General features: G+C 62.5%; 17 protein-coding genes. 13 read left to right on the forward strand and 4 right to left on the reverse strand.

Annotated elements, in window-relative coordinates; translation table 11 throughout:
• The first annotated feature begins 46 nt into the window (after positions 1-46).
• The 7 genes from F3J17_RS01760 (at position 47) to F3J17_RS01790 (ending at position 8,410) form a co-directional block, all read left to right on the forward strand.
• Positions 47-496: a MarR family transcriptional regulator gene (locus tag F3J17_RS01760; RefSeq protein ID WP_167053195.1), complete on the forward strand. Its 450-nt coding sequence runs from the start codon at positions 47-49 to the stop codon at positions 494-496.
• Between the two features lie 36 nt (positions 497-532).
• Entirely contained in the window at positions 533-862 is a 330-nt protein-coding gene (locus F3J17_RS01765; RefSeq protein ID WP_167053197.1) for a hypothetical protein, read from the forward strand.
• Between the two features lie 168 nt (positions 863-1,030).
• Positions 1,031-2,086, forward strand: a complete 1,056-nt coding sequence (locus tag F3J17_RS01770; RefSeq protein ID WP_167053199.1) for a ligase-associated DNA damage response exonuclease — start codon at positions 1,031-1,033, stop codon at positions 2,084-2,086.
• A complete protein-coding gene (locus F3J17_RS01775) occupies positions 2,083-3,750 on the forward strand; it encodes an ATP-dependent DNA ligase (protein ID WP_167053200.1) in 1,668 nt (555 codons plus the stop codon). The genes F3J17_RS01770 and F3J17_RS01775 overlap by 4 nt, the downstream gene beginning before the upstream one ends.
• On the forward strand, positions 3,747-6,350 hold the full coding sequence (locus F3J17_RS01780) for a ligase-associated DNA damage response DEXH box helicase (protein WP_167053201.1): 2,604 nt from the start codon (positions 3,747-3,749) through the stop codon (positions 6,348-6,350). Before F3J17_RS01775 ends, F3J17_RS01780 begins: the two co-directional genes overlap by 4 nt.
• Positions 6,340-7,005 (forward strand): ligase-associated DNA damage response endonuclease PdeM, encoded by a 666-nt coding sequence (gene pdeM / locus F3J17_RS01785; protein WP_167053203.1) that lies wholly within the window; start codon positions 6,340-6,342, stop codon positions 7,003-7,005. Before F3J17_RS01780 ends, pdeM begins: the two co-directional genes overlap by 11 nt.
• A gap of 526 nt (positions 7,006-7,531) precedes the next feature.
• Complete coding sequence (locus tag F3J17_RS01790; RefSeq protein ID WP_240160782.1) at positions 7,532-8,410, forward strand: PHB depolymerase family esterase; 879 nt, start codon at positions 7,532-7,534, stop codon at positions 8,408-8,410.
• A gap of 55 nt (positions 8,411-8,465) precedes the next feature.
• On the opposite strand, the gene F3J17_RS01795 is transcribed toward F3J17_RS01790, so the two are convergent.
• Complete coding sequence (locus F3J17_RS01795) at positions 8,466-9,308, reverse strand: DMT family transporter (protein WP_167053207.1); 843 nt, start codon at positions 9,306-9,308, stop codon at positions 8,466-8,468.
• Between the two features lie 118 nt (positions 9,309-9,426).
• Between F3J17_RS01795 and gcvA the strand changes: the two genes are divergently transcribed.
• Positions 9,427-10,326 (forward strand): transcriptional regulator GcvA, encoded by a 900-nt coding sequence (gcvA, locus tag F3J17_RS01800; RefSeq protein ID WP_167054412.1) that lies wholly within the window; start codon positions 9,427-9,429, stop codon positions 10,324-10,326.
• A 2-nt stretch (positions 10,327-10,328) separates the two neighbouring features.
• Here gcvA and F3J17_RS01805 read toward each other — a convergent pair whose 3' ends face one another.
• A complete protein-coding gene (locus F3J17_RS01805; protein WP_167053209.1) occupies positions 10,329-11,267 on the reverse strand; it encodes a DMT family transporter in 939 nt (312 codons plus the stop codon).
• Positions 11,268-11,367: 100 nt separating this feature from the next.
• Positions 11,368-12,150 (reverse strand): helix-turn-helix transcriptional regulator, encoded by a 783-nt coding sequence (locus F3J17_RS01810; RefSeq protein WP_205194583.1) that lies wholly within the window; start codon positions 12,148-12,150, stop codon positions 11,368-11,370.
• Between the two features lie 293 nt (positions 12,151-12,443).
• On the opposite strand from F3J17_RS01810, the gene F3J17_RS01815 reads away from it, so the two are divergent.
• Positions 12,444-13,529 (forward strand): porin, encoded by a 1,086-nt coding sequence (locus F3J17_RS01815; RefSeq protein ID WP_167053211.1) that lies wholly within the window; start codon positions 12,444-12,446, stop codon positions 13,527-13,529.
• Between the two features lie 20 nt (positions 13,530-13,549).
• Here the strand turns inward: F3J17_RS01815 and F3J17_RS01820 are convergent, their stop codons facing one another.
• Positions 13,550-14,431: a LysR family transcriptional regulator gene (locus F3J17_RS01820; RefSeq protein ID WP_167053213.1), complete on the reverse strand. Its 882-nt coding sequence runs from the start codon at positions 14,429-14,431 to the stop codon at positions 13,550-13,552.
• A gap of 95 nt (positions 14,432-14,526) precedes the next feature.
• Between F3J17_RS01820 and F3J17_RS01825 the strand changes: the two genes are divergently transcribed.
• The 4 genes from F3J17_RS01825 to F3J17_RS01840 all read left to right on the forward strand — a co-directional run bounded on the left by F3J17_RS01825 (position 14,527) and on the right by F3J17_RS01840 (position 18,917).
• The gene (locus F3J17_RS01825) at positions 14,527-15,066 is read left to right on the forward strand and encodes a lactoylglutathione lyase family protein (RefSeq protein WP_167053215.1); all 540 of its coding nucleotides are present in this window, start codon (positions 14,527-14,529) and stop codon (positions 15,064-15,066) included.
• Complete coding sequence (locus F3J17_RS01830; RefSeq protein WP_345891110.1) at positions 15,063-16,067, forward strand: zinc-binding dehydrogenase; 1,005 nt, start codon at positions 15,063-15,065, stop codon at positions 16,065-16,067. The genes F3J17_RS01825 and F3J17_RS01830 overlap by 4 nt, the downstream gene beginning before the upstream one ends.
• Positions 16,068-16,211: 144 nt before the next feature.
• The gene (locus F3J17_RS01835) at positions 16,212-17,519 is read left to right on the forward strand and encodes an MFS transporter (RefSeq protein WP_167053218.1); all 1,308 of its coding nucleotides are present in this window, start codon (positions 16,212-16,214) and stop codon (positions 17,517-17,519) included.
• A 183-nt stretch (positions 17,520-17,702) separates the two neighbouring features.
• On the forward strand, positions 17,703-18,917 hold the full coding sequence (locus tag F3J17_RS01840; protein WP_167053220.1) for a porin: 1,215 nt from the start codon (positions 17,703-17,705) through the stop codon (positions 18,915-18,917).
• Positions 18,918-18,933 lie beyond the last annotated feature (16 nt).

Below are 18,933 nucleotides of genomic sequence, written 5' to 3' on the forward strand. Positions count from 1 at the left end.
ACAGCTTATATGTACAGTTTAGCTGTATATATGCTATGGTTCGGGCATGACTCGTCCATTGTCCTCCGACCCCGTCGATCTTGCCGCGCTCGCCGGTGAACTGCGCGTGAGCGTCGGCAAACTGCTGCGCCGCGTGCGCGAGCATTCCCAATCCGATGACCTGAGTGCCGCGCAAAAATCCGTGCTCCTGCAACTGGAGCGCGGCGGCCCGGCCACGGTGTCCGCATTGGCGCGCGCGGAGGGCGTGAAGCCGCAATCGATGCGCATCACCGTTGCAGCCCTTGAAGCGCAAGGCGCAGTCAAAGGCAAAGCCGATCCCAACGACGGTCGCCAGACGCTTATCGACGTGACGCCGAAATTCCGCAAGGCATTGCAGGCCAGTCGCGCGGCCAAGGAAGACTGGCTCGTGCGCGCGCTGCAGGCGCAGCTTTCCGTGCGCGAACAGGCGCAACTCGCCGCTACGGTCGGACTGCTGCAACGCCTGGCCGACTTCTGATCCCAGTTTCGTGTTTCGATAAAAGGAGCGTCTGCGATGCCCTGGTTGCATGCTGTTGCGCATTTCTTCGGAGGCGCGTTGCTCACCAATGCCGTGCCGCATTTCGTGCGCGGCGTGTCGGGAGCGCCGTTCCAGAGTCCGTTTGCAAAGCCGCCTGGTAAAGGGCTCTCGTCGTCCACGGTCAATGTGGTGTGGGGATTCGTCAATCTGGTGTTTGCGTGGCTGCTGCTGTGTCATGTCGGCGATTTTGCCTTCAAGGCGACGCATGACGTGTTGCCTTTCGGGATCGGCATGCTGGGAATGGGGCTGTTCATGGCGCGGCATTTCGGCGGCCTGCACGGCGGGAATTCACCCGAAAAAACCTGATTTCAAGGCGCTCTCGAATCGTGCTGGCGAAGTGAGCAATCGTCGGACGAAATCGATCCCTGCATGCTTTTACCTCTTCTTCACGTCCGGGAACGGTTTTCGCTCCCGAGGTTAAGCTGCCGTATCGGCGGAACTTGACCGGACATCCGTGACGACAGGTGAATACAGGTGGATAGTGCTTCCGATCTCATCATCGCCCGTCCCGAGGGCCTCTATTGCCCGCCTGGCGGGTTTTATATCGATCCGTGGCGGCCGGTCGAGCGCGCCGTCATCACTCACGCGCATGCCGATCACGCGCGCTTCGGCCATACCCGCTATCTGACCGCGCAGGCGGGACTGGGCGTGCTGCTTTCACGCCTGCCAGGCATCGATGTGCAGGGGCTGCCCTACGGCGAAGCGATCGATATCCAGGGCGTGCGCGTGTCGCTCCATCCGGCCGGACATGTGCTCGGTTCGTCGCAGGTGCGGGTCGAACACGGCGGGCGCGTATGGGTGGCGTCCGGCGATTACAAGGTCGAGCCCGATCCTACCTGTGCGCCGTTCGAGCCGGTGCGCTGCGATACCTTCATCACCGAATCCACGTTCGGACTGCCAATCTATCGCTGGGAGCCGTCGCAGACCATCTTCGACGGCATCGATGCCTGGTGGCAGCACAACGCCGCCGAAGGCCGCGCTTCGGTGCTGTTCTGCTACGCGTTCGGCAAGGCGCAGCGCGTGCTGGCGGGCGTGAATCGCGGCATCGGTCCGATCTTTTGCCACGGCGCGGTTGAGCCGTTGAATCGCGCCTATCGCGACGCCGGCGTGGATCTGCCGCCAACGCGGCTCGTGAGCGACGTTCCCACGCGGGAGAAGGGCGCATTCAGCCAGGCACTCGTGATTGCGCCGCCGTCCGCGCAAGGCAGTGCGTGGATGCGCCGCTTTGGCGACTATAGCGACGCATTCGCTTCGGGCTGGATGCGGTTGCGCGGCACGCGGCGCAGACGCGGCGTGGATCGCGGCTTCGTGTTATCGGATCACGCGGATTGGCCGGGGCTGCAATACGCGATTGGCGCGAGCGGTGCGCAGCGGGTCATCGTCACGCATGGGCAGATCGAGCCGATGGTGCGATGGCTCACGGAGCAAGGTCTGGATGCTGGCGCCTTCTCGACCGAATATGGCGATGAAGCCGTCGAAGCCGATGCCGATGCCGCGCAGGCCGCGAGCACGCCGGAAGCCGCGCAATGAAACGCTTCGCCGCGCTCTACACCGCACTGGACGCCACCACGTCCACCAACGACAAGCTGGAAGCGCTGATCGCCTATTTCTCGAGCGCACAACCCGAAGACGCCGCATGGGCCGCGTATTTTCTGGCGGGCGGCAAGCCGCGTCAGTCCGTGCCGACGCGTGTGCTGGTCGAATGCGCGCGTGAGCGCGCCGGTCTGCCGCCGTGGCTTTTCGAAGAGTCGTATCAGGCCGTAGGCGATCTGGCCGAAACCATTGCGCACGTGCTGCCGCCTGCCACGCGCGAAACGGCGCTGGGCCTCGCGCAGTGGATCGAGGAGCGTGTGCTGACGCTGCGCGGCATCGACGCGATTGCGTTGCGTGAGCGTCTGGCTGGCTACTGGGACGAGTTGAACTGGGGCGAGCGCTTCCTGCTGACCAAATTGATCGGCGGTGGCTTTCGCGTGGGCGTATCGCGGCAACTGGTGGTGCGCGCGCTCGCGCGGGTGGCGGGGGTGGATCACAAGCGCATCGCGCAGCGCATGGTCGGCTGGACGGATTCGCGCCAGACACCCAGCGCCGCGCGCTACCTGCGGCTGATCGCGCCCACCGCCGAAGGTGACGATGTCGATACGCCGCATGAAAGCGATATCGGCCTGCCGTATCCGTTCTTTCTCGCGCATCCGTTGCAGGCCGATCCTGCGACGCTGGGCGCGGTGTCGGACTGGATCGTCGAGTGGAAATGGGATGGCATTCGTGCGCAACTGGTCAAGCGCGCGGGCCGGGTCTGGATCTGGTCGCGCGGCGAGGATCTCGTGACCGAGCGCTTTCCCGAACTCGTGGCGCTAGGCGAGGCCTTGCCCGACGGCACGGTGATCGACGGCGAGATTCTCGCGTGGGAGCCCGATGCGTTGGCGCCGCTGCCGTTTGCGCGCCTGCAGCCGCGCATCGCGCGCAAATCGCTGACGAAGAAGGTGCTCAGCGAATCGCCGGCGGCGCTGCTTGCCTATGATCTGCTCGAATCGCAGGGGCAGGACTTACGCACCGGGCCGCTAGCGCAAAGGCGTGTGCGGCTTGATGCGCTGGCGCAGTCGCTGGCGACGTCGAGCGCGCCGGACTTGTTGCGCGTATCGCCGCTCGTGAGCGCGAACAACTGGGACGAACTGGCTACGTTGCGCGAGCAAAGCCGTTCGCGCGGCGTCGAAGGGCTGATGCTGAAGGAGCGCGCGTCGATGTACGGCGTGGGGCGCACCAAGGAGGCGGGGACGTGGTGGAAGTGGAAGATCGACCCGTATTCCATCGACGCGGTGCTGTTGTATGCCCAGCGCGGCCACGGGCGGCGCGCGAGCCTCTACACGGATTTCACCTTCGCGGTCTGGGACGAAGCCGATGGCGTGCGTACGCTGGTGCCGTTCGCCAAGGCTTATTCCGGTCTCACCGACGAAGAAATGCGCAAGGTCGACGCCGTCGTGCGCAAGACGACCATCGAAAAGTTTGGCCCCGTTCGCAGCGTGACGCCGACGCTCGTGTTCGAGATTGGCTTCGAGGGGATCCAGGCGAGTCCGCGCCATAAGTCGGGCATTGCGGTGCGTTTTCCGCGCATGCTGCGCTGGCGCACGGACAAGTCGATCGAAGACGCTGACACGCTCGCCATGCTCAAGGGCTTTCTCGACGAGGCCCAGACATGAATGAGCCGCGGCCGCGTCGTATTCCCCGCACGCGCGAGGCGCAGGCAAAGCACGATGCCGCTGCCGCCGAACAGTTTCATCCCGAACCCTTCGAATACGATGCAAGCGGCGCGCAGAGGCCGATCGAGCAACGCATCGCGCAGTGGTTCGATGAACGCGGCTGGCGGCCCTTCGCGTTCCAGCAGGAAATCTGGCGCGAAATCGCGCGCGGCGCAAGCGGGCTGTTGCACGCCACCACCGGCGCGGGGAAAACGTGGGCGGTATGGATCGGCGCGCTGGCGGCCTATGCGGGCACGACCGCGAGTTCGCAGCGCAATGCCTTGCCCGCGCCGCTCACGGTGCTCTGGATCACGCCAATGCGCGCGCTCGCCGCCGATAGCGCGCGCGCCTTGCAAAGCGCCGTGCAAGGCCTGAATGTGCCCTGGACGGTGGGACTGCGCACGGGCGACACGTCGTCCACGGAGCGCGCGCGCCAGAACCGCCGCATGCCTTCGGCGCTGGTGACCACGCCGGAAAGCCTGACGCTGATGCTCACGCGCGCGGACGCGCAGGAGGCGCTCGCGCACGTGAGGCTCGTGGTGGTCGACGAATGGCATGAGTTGCTTGGCAATAAACGCGGCACGCAAACGCAGCTGGCGCTTGCGCGTCTCGCCCATTGGCGGCCCGAGCTGCAGGTGTGGGGGCTTTCGGCGACGCTCGGCAATCTTGCGCTGGCGCACGATGCGCTGCTGCATGCCGTGCGCACGCCGCGCGTGATCGTGCGCGGTGCGCAGCCCAAGACGCTGATCGTCGATACGCTGATTCCCGAGACGATCGAGCGCTTTCCCTGGGGCGGGCACCTGGGCACGCGTCAGGTGGGCGCGGTCGCCGATGAAATCGATCAGGCGCAGAGTTCGCTGGTGTTCACCAACACGCGTTCGCAGTCGGAGATCTGGTATCGCGCGCTGCTGGAGCGGCGGCCCGATTGGGCCGGCGTGATCGCACTGCATCATGGTTCGCTCGACAAGGAAGTGCGCGACTGGGTCGAATCGGGCCTGAAAAACGGCCTGCTTAAAGTGGTGGTGTGTACGTCGAGCCTCGATCTGGGTGTGGACTTTCTGCCCGTGGAGCGCGTGTTCCAGATCGGTTCGCCCAAGGGCGTCGCGCGTCTGATGCAGCGGGCGGGCCGTTCCGGGCACGCGCCGGGACGTACCTCGCGCGTCACCATCGTGCCGACGCATGCGCTCGAACTGGTGGAAGCGGCGGCGGCGCGCTGGGCCATCGAAGGCGGCCGCATCGAGGGGCGCGATATGCCGCTCAAGCCGCTCGACGTGCTCGTGCAACATCTGGTGACCGTGGCCATCGGCGGCGGCTTCACGCGCGAGGCGATCTATGACGAAGTACGTACGGCCTACGCCTATCGCGATCTGACGCCCGCCGAGTTCGACTGGGCGCTGGCCTTCGTCGAGCGCGGCGGCGCGTCGCTGGCGGCCTATCCCGACTTCCATCGCGTCGTCGTCGGTGCCGATGGCGTCTACCGCGTCCCGCGCGACGACCTGGTCAGGCGCCATCGCAACAACGTTGGCACCATCGTTGCCAATGCAACGATCAATGTTGCGTATCTGTCGGGGGGCCGTATTGGTGCGATGGAGGAGTCGTTTATCTCGCGTCTGAAACCCGGCGATGTTTTTACGTTCGGCGGTCGCTCGCTCGAACTCGTGCGGGTGCGTGAGATGACGGCTTACGTGAAGCGCGCGACATCGTCGCGTGGTGCGATGCCTCAATGGGCGGGCAGCAAGATGCCTTTATCTTCCGAGTTGGCCGAAGCCGCGCTGGTGATGCTGGCCCGCGCGAACGACGGCATCTACGACGAGCCGGAAATGCGCGCGATCAAGCCGCTGCTGGACCTGCAGGCCAGATGGTCTGCGTTGCCGGGGCCCGGCGTGCTGGTGGCGGAGCAGGTGCGTTCGCGTGAGGGGCATCACTTCTTCTGCTATCCGTTTGCGGGGCGCATGGCGCATATCGGGCTGGGTTCCTTGATTGCGTGGCGTGTCGCGCGCGATCAGCCGAGCACGTTTTCGATTTCGATGAATGACTATGGATTCGAATTGTTGTCTGCGCAACCGTTCGACTGGCAGACGTTGATCGAAGCGGGCCTGTTTTCTCCGGATCAACTGGAGCACGACATTCTTGCCAGTCTCAATGCGTCCGAGCTCTCCGCGCGGCGGTTTCGCGAGATCGCACGAGTTTCGGGACTGGTTTTTCAGGGCCATCCTGGCCAGCAAAAAAGCGCACGTCAGTTGCAGGCATCGAGCGGGCTGTTTTACGAGGTGTTTCGCAAGCACGACAGCAGCAATCTGCTGCTCGAACAGGCCGATAACGAGGTCATGTTGCAGGAACTCGAACTCCAGCGCATTCGTGCCGCGCTGGAGCGCATGAGCGAGAGCCGCCTGGTGCTGACGCAGCCGAAGAAGCCAACGCCTTTTGCGTTTCCCTTGATCGTCGGACGACTGCGCGAAAAGGTCACGACCGAGAAGCTCGCCGACCGTGTCGAGCGCATGCTTGCCGAACTCGAAAAGGCCGCGCAGCGCCAGGACGGTGAGGGCGATCATGCGCGCTGAAACGCTGACCATCGACGTGCATGGACATGCACTGGTGCTCTCCGCGTGGCGCGCCGCCTTCGATCCCGTTCTCAGGTGCCTGTTTGTGGCGGACGTGCATCTGGGTAAGGACGCCGTGTTTCGCGCGCGTGGCATCCCGGTGCCGGCGGGCTCGACAGGTGAAACACTGGCGCGTCTGGATCATCTGATTGCTGCTCACCAGCCTGAATCGATTTTCTTTCTCGGCGATTTACTGCACGCACGCGAATCGCACGCCGAGGAAATGCTCACTGCGTTGCGTCGGTGGCGTTTGAAGCATCGCGGCGTGCGTCTGGTATTGGTCGAAGGTAATCATGATAAGCACGCGGGCGCATTGGCGGCCGAGTTCGACGTGGAGACTGTTATTGAGCCCCATCGGATCGGGCCATGGGCGCTTTGTCATCATCCGCAGCCGGTTGAGGGCGCCTATGTACTCTCGGGGCATGAGCATCCCGTGATCCGGCTCGCAACGGGCTTCGATCGTGTGCGTTTGCCCTGTTTCAGGGTGGGTGGGCATGTGGGTGTGCTGCCAGCTTTCGGTGCATTTACGGGCGGTTTTGAGGTGCGTGCCGAAGCGGCAGGCGACGATATATACGCAGTAGCGGGTGAGCGTGTGGTGTTGGTGCGCAATAGATAAAAATAAAAAATCACGCAAAAATTCGTCGTCGTTTTAGATGTTCTCAAACCACGCGTTGCCATTTATGCGGCGCGCAATTCCTTACGAAAGGATCGGCATCCAATTGCGATAAAGCGTTGGCTGCGCTATGAGTTTTGTGCGTTTTATGCCTTGTGCGTAGGGCGTTTCTAGATGTGCCGGGTGACAGCAATACGACACCGTTGTATCGGATTCACGCGGCGAGAAAAGAGGTTTGACGGATATTTTGCTTGCCGAAATACTTCGACGGCCACATTCATCCGATCAAACACACGCGCGGACTCTTCGAAGATTCGGGTGGGCAAGATGTGGCATGAAGCATGAGACCTCCGTTACGACACGCCATGCCACAGGAGTTATTACAATGAAATCGCTTCGCAGCTTTGCCATTGGCACTCTCGCAGCCGCATTCACGCTCACCCAGGCCGCGCTCGCCGCCGACGCGCTGTCGCCTTACCACGGTGATCCTTCCGAGGTCTCAGTTTCGGGACTTTCGTCGGGCGCCTTTATGGCGGTCCAGTATCAGGTTGCCTATTCGGGCTCGGTAATGGGCGCGGGCGTGGTGGCGGGTGGTCCGTACTACTGCGCCGCGGGCAATCTCCTCAACACCACCATCTGCATGGGGCAGGTTCCGTTCGTCCCGCCTAACCCGTCGCTCATGGTGACGGCTGCCGCGGGCTTTGCGACCTTGAACCAGATCGATTCGCTTTCGAATCTGCAAAAGGCGCGGATCTATGTGTTCAGCGGTACGAAGGATACGGTCGTGCATCAGCAGGCCGTGGATGCGACGGTTTCGTTCTTCGAACAGGCGGGCGTGCCCAAGTCCAATCTACAGTACGTGAACGATGTCCCGGCCGGTCACGCATTCATTGCACCGACGTTCGGCAATGTCTGTGCGGATAATGCGCCGCCGTATATCAATCACTGTTCGATTGACAAGAAGAAGTACGACCAGGCGGGTGCGTTGCTTCAGCAGATCTACGGCAAGCTGAATCCGCCGGCGCATACGCTGGGTGGCCAAATCCTGCAATTCAATCAGCGCGAATTTGCCAGCGCCGCGACAGGCATGGCGGACACGGGGTTTGTGTACGTGCCGAAGGCCTGCGCCGAGGGCGCGGATTGCAAGGTGCATGTGGCATTCCACGGCTGCAAGCAATCGGCAGCGGTGGTAGGCAACGACTTCTATGCGAACACGGGCTATAACTACTGGGCCGATAGCAACAACATTATCGTGTTGTATCCGCAGGTGAATGCATCGACGGTGCCGTTCAATCCCGACGGGTGCTGGGACTGGTTTGGCTATACAGGCCAGGATTATGCGCTGAAGTCTGGGTCGCAATTGACCGCGATTCACGCGATGGTGAGCAGGCTGGTCGAAAAGCAGTAAGCGCGAGGGCGTTGAGCGGCGGCAGGCGCGATGTAGCGCTCGCCGCCGCCGGCATTCAAAGCCCCAGACAGACCGCCCCTGCCGCGACCACCACGCACGCGAGCCAGCGCGTTCCGCTCACCGCTTCCTGCAGCACCATCCGTCCGATAAGAACCGCAAACACCACGCTGGTTTCGCGCAACGCCGATACCGTGCCCATCGCACCGGATTGCAGCGCCCAGATCACGATGCCATATGCGGCGATCGACACGAGGCCGCCAGCGAGCGACGAGACGATCGAGAGCGGTTCGGTGCGCACAGGCTTCCACAACGGTGCGAATCCACGCACCGCGATGAAGAGCACCGGCATCAGCCAGTAGAACAGGAACATCCACGCGGTATAGGCGATAGATTGTCCATCGGACGCGCGCACGCCCATACCGTCGATCACCGTGTACAGCGCAATCGTCGCTCCGGTTGTGAGCGCGGCGAGCGCGCCGCTACGCGATACATGACGCCCGAGCAATGCGATGGCCATGATGCCGCCCGAGATCATCACGATACCCAGCGCGTGCAAAGGTCCGATCGCCTCATGCGCGAACAATGCCGCGCCGAGCGTGACCAGCAGCGGCGACGAACCGCGTGCAATGGGATAGGCGAGCGCCAGATCGTTGCGCCGGTACGAGCGCACGAGACTCACGTTGTAAAAGATATGCACGAGACCCGAGGCAGCGATATACGGCCATGAGGCGCGGGCAGGCAAGGGATTGATCAGGATAACGAATGAGGCGACCACGCCAATGGCGATGCTCATCCAGGTCATCGAGAGGAACCGGTCGCGATTGCCATGAAGCATCGCGTTCCAGCTCGCATGGAGAATGGCGGCGAAGAGGACGATGCCGCCGGTATAGCTGAGCATGGGATTTCAGGCAGAAAGTGGGGAACGTTGGCGATTGCGGCAGTCGGAAGAATATCTATCTTGTAAGCCCATGACAAACCAGATAAATTGCGCTTTCACGTTAGATAAACTATTTCGAATGAAGCCGGTTCTGCCTCCGCTCAATGCCCTGCGTGCCTTCGAGGCGGCGGGGCGACTCGGCAGCTTCAAGGAAGCCGCGATCGAACTGCACGTCACGCCCGGCGCGGTGAGCCAGCAGGTGCGTCTGCTCGAAGACTGGCTCGGCGCAGCGCTGTTCGAGCGGCACAACCGGCATGTGGCGCTGACGCCAGCCGCGAAGATCTATCTGGAGGAAATCGGGCCCTTGTTCGAGCGGTTTGCGCTGGCCACTGCACGATACGGCGTGCCCAAAGCCGTATCGCGCACGTTGACCGTGAGCGCGCTCGCGACCTTCACGTTGCGCTGGCTGGTGCCTCGGCTGGCGAAATTTCGTGCGCAACATCCCGACGTCGAGGTCAAGGTGGATACGTCGAACGAGCCGCTGGAGAGCCTGGAGGCGGACTGTGATGTCATTATCCGGGGTGGGCCGGACACGTTCTACGGCTATTCGATGCGGCCTTTCCTGTCCGAGGAGCGCCTTCCGGTGTGCAGTCCCGCGCTTTTGCAGCGCGTGCCGCTGAATTCGCCCGAGGATTTACGGCAGCACACCTTGCTGCATACGTCGAGCCTGCCGCGGCTGTGGCCCGACTGGTTGTCGAGCGCGCGCATTCCCTCGCTCCAGCCCGCGGCCACGTTGACGTTCGACCATTTCTATCTGACCTTGCAGGCCGCTATCGACGGAATAGGCATTGCGATGGGGCCTACCGCACTGGTTGCCGACGATCTCGCCGCCGGCCGCCTGGTCGCGCCGTTTGACGCGCCGCGTTTGGCATCGCGCAGTTATTGCATGTATGTGCCCAACGAGAAGGCCGACGATGAACTGGTCGGCTTGTTCTGCGCCTGGCTCGAACGTGAAGGGCGTGTGTCGACTCCTGCGTGACATCAGTTGTATTGAGCGGCGCGCTGTCCGGGCGACTTTGGGCCGTGCCGCTTCGACAGCAGATAGAGACCCATGCCTATCAGGACGCCGCCCGCTATTTCATGTGCAGACGGCAATTGATGCGTTACGCCGAATGCGATGAGCGCTGCAAACAACGGGCAAAGAAAAAGAAAGCCGCTGGTCTGAACTGAACCGCCAATCTTCAACGCTGCAAACCAGAGTCCCATTGCCACGGTCGAAGCGGGAATGCAGAGCCACGCAAACGCGGCCCAGTGCCATGCCGTTGTGGGAAGCGTCAGGGACGGCCCCAAACACGCGGCAAGAAGCGCGAGCAGGATCGCACCAATCAGCATTTGCCAGAAGGTCAGAACCCACGCCGACAAGGCGAGATTGAATCGCTTGTTGAGCACGGTCGAACCGGCCCAGCATGCCGATGCCAATGCCACGAGCCATTCGCCGTGGCCCGAATCTCCGGAGTTGACGGAATGACTGGTGCGCGTTACGCCAATGCAGATGACCACACCGATAAACGCGAGCACCAGGCCGCCCAGTGAACTCGCCGATAGTGTTTCGCGCAGGACGACGCGGGCGAGTATCACGACCAGTAGCGGATTGCTGGCCATCAGGATTGCCGCAGTCGACGGTGTCGTCGACATGAGCCCGAGGTTCAGGAACGCCATGACTCCGGTGGTTTGCAGCGAACCGATGATGAACAGCTTCGTCCACGGCAGATCGCGCAGGCGGAGTTTCTGGCGACGCATGCTGACGCACATGAGAGGCAATAGCGATAAAGCCGCCACCAGAAAGCGTAGCGCTGCGGCCCAAAGCGGCGTGATATCGGTGAGCACGATTTTCGTGCTGACAAACGATGAGCCCTGCAGGAAAGTCGAAGCCAGAATCAGGCCCAGCCAGGTGCGGGATGCGGAGTGTTGTTTCGACATGCCTTGTCGCTAAAACGTCGTTGAACAGGCATGTGATTCTCGACCAATCGCCGTGTATGCACTCCACAGGGCGCGCCGTCATTTGTCGAGAGACGGACGATCAGACTTGATAGTCGCTCGGCAGTTTGCCGGTCGCGCGTTTGAACATGACCGTGAAGGCGCTTTGCGTGCTGTAGCCGAGGCTGGCCGCTACGTCGCCGATGCGCTCGCCGGCGATCAGTCGCGGCACGGCGCCAACGATCCGCAGTTGTTGTCGCCACACGGCGAACGACATACCTGTTTCGCTCTGGAAAAGGCGCGCGAGCGTTCTAGACGTCGCGCCGACGCGCTCCGACCATTCGGCGAGCGTGCTCGCATCGCCTGGATCGTCGATCAGCGATTCGCAAAGTTTTACCAGACGCCGGTCCCGTCCGGTTGGCAGGTGCAGGCCATGTTCGGACGAACTACGCATTTCTTCCAAAGCCAGCGTGAGCAATCGCCCCGCGAAGCTGTCGTCGGGGTAGTCCACGCTGAAGGTCGCGGCGCGCAGCAGGAGTTCGCGCAAGAGCGGCGAAACTGTAATTCCCGCGGGGTGTTCATCGAACGCTTGCGAAAAAGCACTCACGTTCACATAGAGCGAGCGCAGCGAAACCGGCGTCGCCGCCAGCATGCAATGTTCGACGCCCGGCGGCATCCAGACGCCGCGCATTGGCGGCAGCAACCACCATGCGTCGTGCGTGCGCAGATGCATGACGCCAGCGCTCGCATAGATCAATTGTCCGCGCGGATGCCGATGCCACTGGACCGCGTAGCCCACGGGATAGTCCTTCGCCATCGATACGACGGGCCTGGCTGCCTGTTCCCAGCGTTCGAGATCGAAGATATGGGGTTCGTGGTGATTCATGTCGTAGTGCGCTGGGCGAAGTGGCGAGAAGTATAGCGATTGTCCGCGCTGGCGATACTGGTTTACCCCGCCGGGCCACGCTGCAAAAAATGCCACCCAATCTCCGTTTTATGCATGGACCCTCGGCCTTTGTCGACATTAACCTTGTCGATGTTTTCATTCATTGAAGTTCTGTAAGCTGCGTCGCCACTGTCGCGCAGTGACAATTGATTAGATATACAGATAAAAAAGCAGCGATAAAAGCAGAGATAAAAGCATCGGCTTTTCGATGCGTATAAAGATGGAGATGTTGTATGAAAAGACTGGTCACTCTCGCATCGGGCGCAGTGTTGTACAGCGTGTCCGCTTCCCCCGTTTTTGCGCAGTCGTCGGTGACGCTTTATGGCGTGATCGACAATGGCATCGTCTATCAAAGTTCGAGCGGCAGCAATTCGGCTGTCCGCGCCGTGCCTGGCGGACTGTTTGCAACGCGTTTCGGCTTCAAGGGCAGCGAGGATATTGGCGGCGGAATCCACGTCAATTTCCAGCTCGAACAGGCTTTTTCCGGGCAATCGGGAGCCGCGACGAATCCGGCCGATGCCTTCAATCGTCTCGCCTATGTTGGACTGTCAGGCGGTTTTGGCGAAGTCCGCTTTGGCTTGCAGAATTCCCCGCAATACGACGTGCTTCAGGCGGCGATGGACCCCTCTTGGGTCAAGAGCATTGCTTCGCCGATGAACAATTTCAACGGTCTGATTATCCGCGCAAACAATGGGATTTCGTACTACACGCCAACGTTCGGCGGGCTGAATGCCAAATTCATGGTGGCGTTGCGCGATTCCAGCAGTGGCGGCGGGAATGGCATCGGCTTCTACAATGCAGTCGTGCAATACACCAACGGACCATTGAATGTCGCGGCCGGTTACGAACGGGGCGACGAGCCAGGCGTTGGAGCGGGTGGCAGCTACACGCTGACTGGCGGCGCGGCGGCGGGCCCTGGGGCGGTGTTCACGGTATTCAACGCGGGCGCGTCTTATGCGATCGGGTCTAACCGCGTCTGGCTGGCTTACCACACGGAGCGTCTGACCAATACGCCCAAATACATGCAGCACGACGTCTATCAGATATCGGATTCGTACCAGTTCTCGCCGGCTGTGCTGTGTTCGCTGATGTACGGCTACGTGCGCGATCGGACGGGCGAAGGCAATAACGCCCAGGAAATCGGTCTGCTTTACGAGTATGCGTTGTCCAAGGCAACCGAGCTGTACACCGCTGCCGGATTTATCCAGAACCGGCATCAGGCGGCCTATACGCTGGCAGGTACGGCGTACTCGGGTCTCGCGCTGACGCCTGGTACGGATACGCGCGGCATCGGCGTGGGCCTCGTGCACAAATTCTGAATGGGCGCAGTGCTGAGGCGCTAGGCGGCCTTGCTCATTAGCCGCTCGTGAAGCTGCTTGAGCACCCAGGTCGCGCGTGAAGACAGCGGCCACTCCGCGCGATGGACCAGCCATAAGGTATCGACCACCGGCGTCGCGCATCCGATTACGCGGATCGCGTCCTGATCCGCGAACGCTTCGCGTGCATGGCGAGGAATGACCGTGAAACCCAGTCCGCGCGCAACCGGTGCCAGGATCAGCGAAATCTGGTTGCTGAAGCCGCGTAGCGGCAATGTGCTCACGCCCGGGTTGGCCGGGAAATGGCGGGACAGAAAGCGCGTGGCCATTGCCTTTCCGTCGGGATGGTCGATAAAGCCGATCCGTTCGAGATCGGCCCAGTCATTCACTTGCTCGCCGCCGGGCACGACCAGTTCCAGCGGCTCTTCGGCGAAGGGCTCTGCGGTGAGGCGCGGATTGTCGGGGCGCAAGGTGACGAGGCCCAGTTCGTAGCGTTTGTCGAGCACGGCTTCACGCGTTTCCGGGTCGGGCGCGAAGCGATGACGGATCACGAGTCCCGGGTGCGCCTGCTGCAGATCCAGCAGCAGCGGATACAGCGCCAGCCCCACGCTACCTGGCGTAATGAGGCTGACCTCACCGCTGTCGATCGTGGTATCGGATAGCTGCAATTGCAGCCGCTTGTGCGCCTGCTCGACTTCGCTGCAATAGGCGAGCAGCGCGACGCCCGCGGGCATCAACTCCAGCTGGCGACCGCGACGGATCAGCAGCGGCCCCAATTGGGCTTCGAGGTGCTGGACGTGCTGGCTCACTGCGGCCTGCGTCAGCCCCAATTGATTGGCCGCGCGCGTGAAGCCGCCCAGTTCCGCCACCGCGGCGAACGAACGCAGCCACTGAGGGTTGAGCATAACGAATTCTTATCGAATAGATAAGGAAGCATTAGATCATGTTTGGTTAGAGCGGCGCTACGCTTGAGGAATCCACTATTCCGGAGTGATCCGTCATGTCACAACCCGCTTCCCTCTCTGATCTTCGCGCGAATGTGCGCCCGTACCCGCGCAGCTTTTCCCACATTGGCCTTTCGGTAACCGACCTCGACGCGGCCGTGCGCTTTTACAGCGACGTCATGGGCTGGTATCTGATCATGCCGCCGACCACGATCACCGAAGACGACAGCGCCATCGGCGTCATGTGTACGGATGTGTTCGGCGCGGGCTGGGGTTCGTTCCGCATTGCCCATCTTTCGACGGGTGACCGCATCGGCGTGGAGATCTTCGAGTTCCGCAATGCGCAGAAGCCCGACAACAATTTCGAGTACTGGAAAACCGGCGTTTTCCACTTCTGCGTCCAGGACCCGGACGTCGAGGGCCTGGCGGCAAAGATCGTCGCGGCGGGCGGCAAGCAGCGCATGCCGGTGCGTGAATATTTCCCGGGCGAGAAGCCGTATCGCATGGTCTACATGGAAGACCCGTTCGGCAATATCGTCGAGATTTACAGCCATAGCTATGAGCTGACCTATTCGGCGGGGGCGTATCAATCGTGAGCGATTCCGCCATGCATGCCACGCCGCGGGCTGAGCATCGCGCCTGGACCTGGCAGGGCAGCGCATCGCCGCTCGCGCTGAAACTGCAGCATGTGAGCGTGCCGGTTCCCGCCGCCGGCCAGGTGCTGGTGCGCAATGTCGCGATTGGCTTGAACCCGGTCGACTGGAAAGTGCTCGGCGGCGCACTGGTGGACTGGCGGCCCGGTCACGTGCCCGGCGTCGACGGCGCGGGCGAGGTGATCGCGCTGGGTGCGGGCGTCTCGGAGGACTGGCTGGGCCGTCGCGTGGCCTGGCACACCAGCCTGCATCGCGACGGCAGCTTCGCGGAGCACAGCGTCGTGGATGCGCGAGCGCTGTTGCGCATGCCCGACGCGCTCGATTTCGAAACCGCTGCGAGCTTTCCGTGTCCGGCGCTGACGGCATGGCTCGCGATCGAGAAAGTGCCGGTCAGGCCGGGGCAGCCGCTGCTCATCAGCGGCGCGGGCGGGGCAGTCGGCCAGTATCTGGTTCAACTCGCGGCGGCGCGCGGCTTCGTGGTGACGGCGATGGCCAACGCGCGCCATGGCGATCGCTTGCGCGCGCTGGGCGCGGCGGACTGCATCGGCGGGCCGTTGGCCGATGCAGACGCATGGACGGGCGGTCGCCGCTATTACGCGGTGATCGATGCGGTCAGCGGCGATCACGCTGCACGCATGGCTGGCGCGTTGCGTGCCAATGGTCATCTGGTCTGCGTTCAGGATCGCGTGACGCAGTGGCCGTGCGATCCGTTCGGGTTGACTTTGTCGATGCACGAAGTCGCGCTGGGCGCGCTGCACCAGCACGGCGATGACGAAGCGTGGTTGCTGTTGCGTACAGCCGGCGAGCAGATGCTGGCGGCGCTCGCGCACGCACGTTTGCAGCCGCAGGAACGGGTGGTGCGACCATTCGAGGCTCTGGCGCAGTTTCTGGACGATCTGCGGTTGCGCAATTTTGGTGGCAAGCCGGTGGTGCGGGTGCGGTAGGCGTTGCGGATATTGCGGGTTCCAGCTTGAGCGTGGGGTGATGCAAAAAAGTTATCAAGCTAAGAAAAAGTGATTTGGCGGATGTTTTTGGTGAACGAATACTCGATTCAACCAAGACAACCCCAGCCAACATCAGAGCGCCCCATGAATCCTGTGAGCCTGCCGGCAACGCCTGCCGTGGACGCAACGCCCCTCGCCATGCCGGCGCGTCCTCATGTGCGCACGATCGCCGCCTGTTCGATCGGCAACGCGCTGGAGATGTACGACTTCACGGTCTACAGCTTCTTCGCGATGCTGATCGGCAAGCTGTTCTTTCCCGCCGATAGCGCGTACGGCTCGCTGCTGCTCGCAGTCGGCACCTTCGGCATTGGCTTCGTGATGCGCCCGCTCGGGGCGCTGGTGATCGGCAGCTTCGCCGATCGTCGCGGCCGCAAGGCTGCGATGACGCTGACGATCGCGCTGATGGTGGGCGGCACGCTTTGCCTTGCGCTTGCGCCGACTTACGCGATGGCGGGTACGTGGGGCACGCTGGTGGTCGTTGGCGGGCGCATGCTGCAGGGCTTCTCGCTGGGCGGCGAGATTGGCGCATCGACGGCCATGCTGATGGAGTCGGGCGGCTTCGGCACGCGAGGCTTCCGGATTGGCTGGCAGGGCGCGAGCCAGGGCTGCGCGGCGGTGATCGGTGCGCTCAGCGGCGCGACGCTTTACGCAACCCTCGACACCGCTTCGCTCGAAAGTTGGGGCTGGCGTGTGCCCTTCCTGCTCGGATTGCTGATTGCGCCGGTCGGCCTCTATATCCGCAGACATCTCGACGAAACACTGGAAAACGGCGCGCACGAAACACAACCGCTCACCGAACTCTTTTCCACGCACAAGAGCAAGATCGTGCGCGGCGTGCTGTCGATCGTCGCGAGCACGGTGGGTATGTATCTCGTCGTGTTCTTCATGCCCACGTTCCTCGTGCGCGTGCTCCACCTTCCGACGTCGCTCTCATTGATGGCCGGCTGCGTATCGGGCGCGACGATGGTGGTGATGTGTCTCGTGTCCGGGCTACTGGCCGACCGCATGCGCGCACGCAAACCGATGGCGCTCGCGTCGATCGTACTCACCACGCTGCTGATCTATCCGGCGATCGCACTCATGACCACCCATCCCGGCGTGCCTCTTGCGCTGGCGATCATCGCCGTGCTGACGACCATCAGCAGTCTTGGCGGCGCGCATCTGCTGCTGTTGCTGATGGAGATGTTCCCGGCGCGCGTGCGTGCGAGCGGACTTTCGGTGATCTACAGCATCGGCGTGGCGTTGTTTGGCGGCACGGCGCAACTCGCCGTCACCTGGCTGCTCGCGAAGACCGGCAATCCGATGTCGCTTGCGCTCTACATGATGGTCTGTGGCGTCGTGACCGTGTGCGCAATTTTGAGCTTGCCCGAGTCACGGCCACGCGCCCCATGACTTCATGCGCCGGAGCCTGACTGCAGCGGCTCCGGATGCTTCCTGATTCATTCGACCGTTTCTTTCTGTTGCGTCGTTGCGCGCTCGCGTTTTGCGAGCGGCAGGGCGTCGCTTGCCCTGAAATTCCTGCTGTTCGTGCTTTCGCCGTTTCCCTTTCTCCCAACACCTCCGCGGAGTTCCTGAATGAAACGCACCTTGCCCGCGCTCTTCGCCGCGCTGTCCACGGGCACCTGCCTGCACGCTTTCGCCGAGGTTTCGCCTGGCTCGCCTTCCGACGCCGCCACGTCGACGACGATCACCGGATCGCAGCTGCAATCGACGTTCGCCTTCTGGGGCACGGGCCTTGGGCCGCAAACGCTCGGCGTCGCACCGCAGAGCACCTTCGTCACGCTCTACGGCACGGTCGACGAAGGCCTCAACTACACGCGCGGCGGCTCGCAGGGCGTCGTGCGCGTGCAGTCGGGCGGCGCGCTGACGTCGAAGTTCGGCATTTATGGCCAGGAGTATCTGGGCAATCACTGGAGTGCGCTGTTTCGGCTGGAAAACGGCTTCATGGCCAACACGGGCGCGACGCAGGATTCGACCTCGATGTTCAATCGCGCCTCGTATGTCGGCATGCAGAACCCGTTTTATGGGCAGGTGACGTTCGGCCGCCAATACACGTCGGGCGGCGCGGCCGCGCTGGGCGCCGATCCGTTTCTTGGGCCCGCGCATGAGTCGGCGTACACGTATCTGCTGGGAACATCCGATCTCGGCACGGGCGCGAACAGCGATGCGCTCGGCCGTCTGCCGAACACGATTCGCTATATATCGCCGCGCATCGGCCACATCGGCATCGACCTCAGTTATTCGTTCAAGCAGGATCAGGACGTGGGGCCGGCCGTGCATCAGCGCTCGGCGATGATTTCGTATGCCGGGCGTCGCGTGGTGATTTCGGCGGCATTCGGGCAGGGCTGGTGTGATCCGGGCATGAGCGGCGATTGCAGCAGCACGGCCAACGGCGCGCCGGGCAAACGCACCGACACTTACCTCGCCAGCGTGCTGTTCGATGTTGGTCCCTTTATCGCGCAGGGTGCGTATATCCGCTATGTGCCGCAAGCGTCGACGAGCGCGATTGCCGATCTGTATCTGGTTGGCATCCAGAAGTGGTGGGGCGTCGATCTGCTACGCGCTTCGGCGGCGATGCGCGATACGACGATCTCCGGCGATTACGCCTATGGCGGCACGCTTGGCATCGACCACTTCATTTCAAAGCGCACTTCGCTCTATGGCCGTCTGGGCATGATGCGCAACGGCCCGCATTCGAGCGTCACCTACAACTACGACAGCGGCTCGCCCTCTACCGCGCCAGGCCGCACGTTTTCGAGCATCACGCTGGGCATGACGCACACGTTCTGACGCAATCGCGCCAGCG

It is taken from the genome of Burkholderia sp. Ax-1719 (assembly GCF_011753055.1).
In the GTDB taxonomy this organism is placed as follows: domain Bacteria; phylum Pseudomonadota; class Gammaproteobacteria; order Burkholderiales; family Burkholderiaceae; genus Paraburkholderia.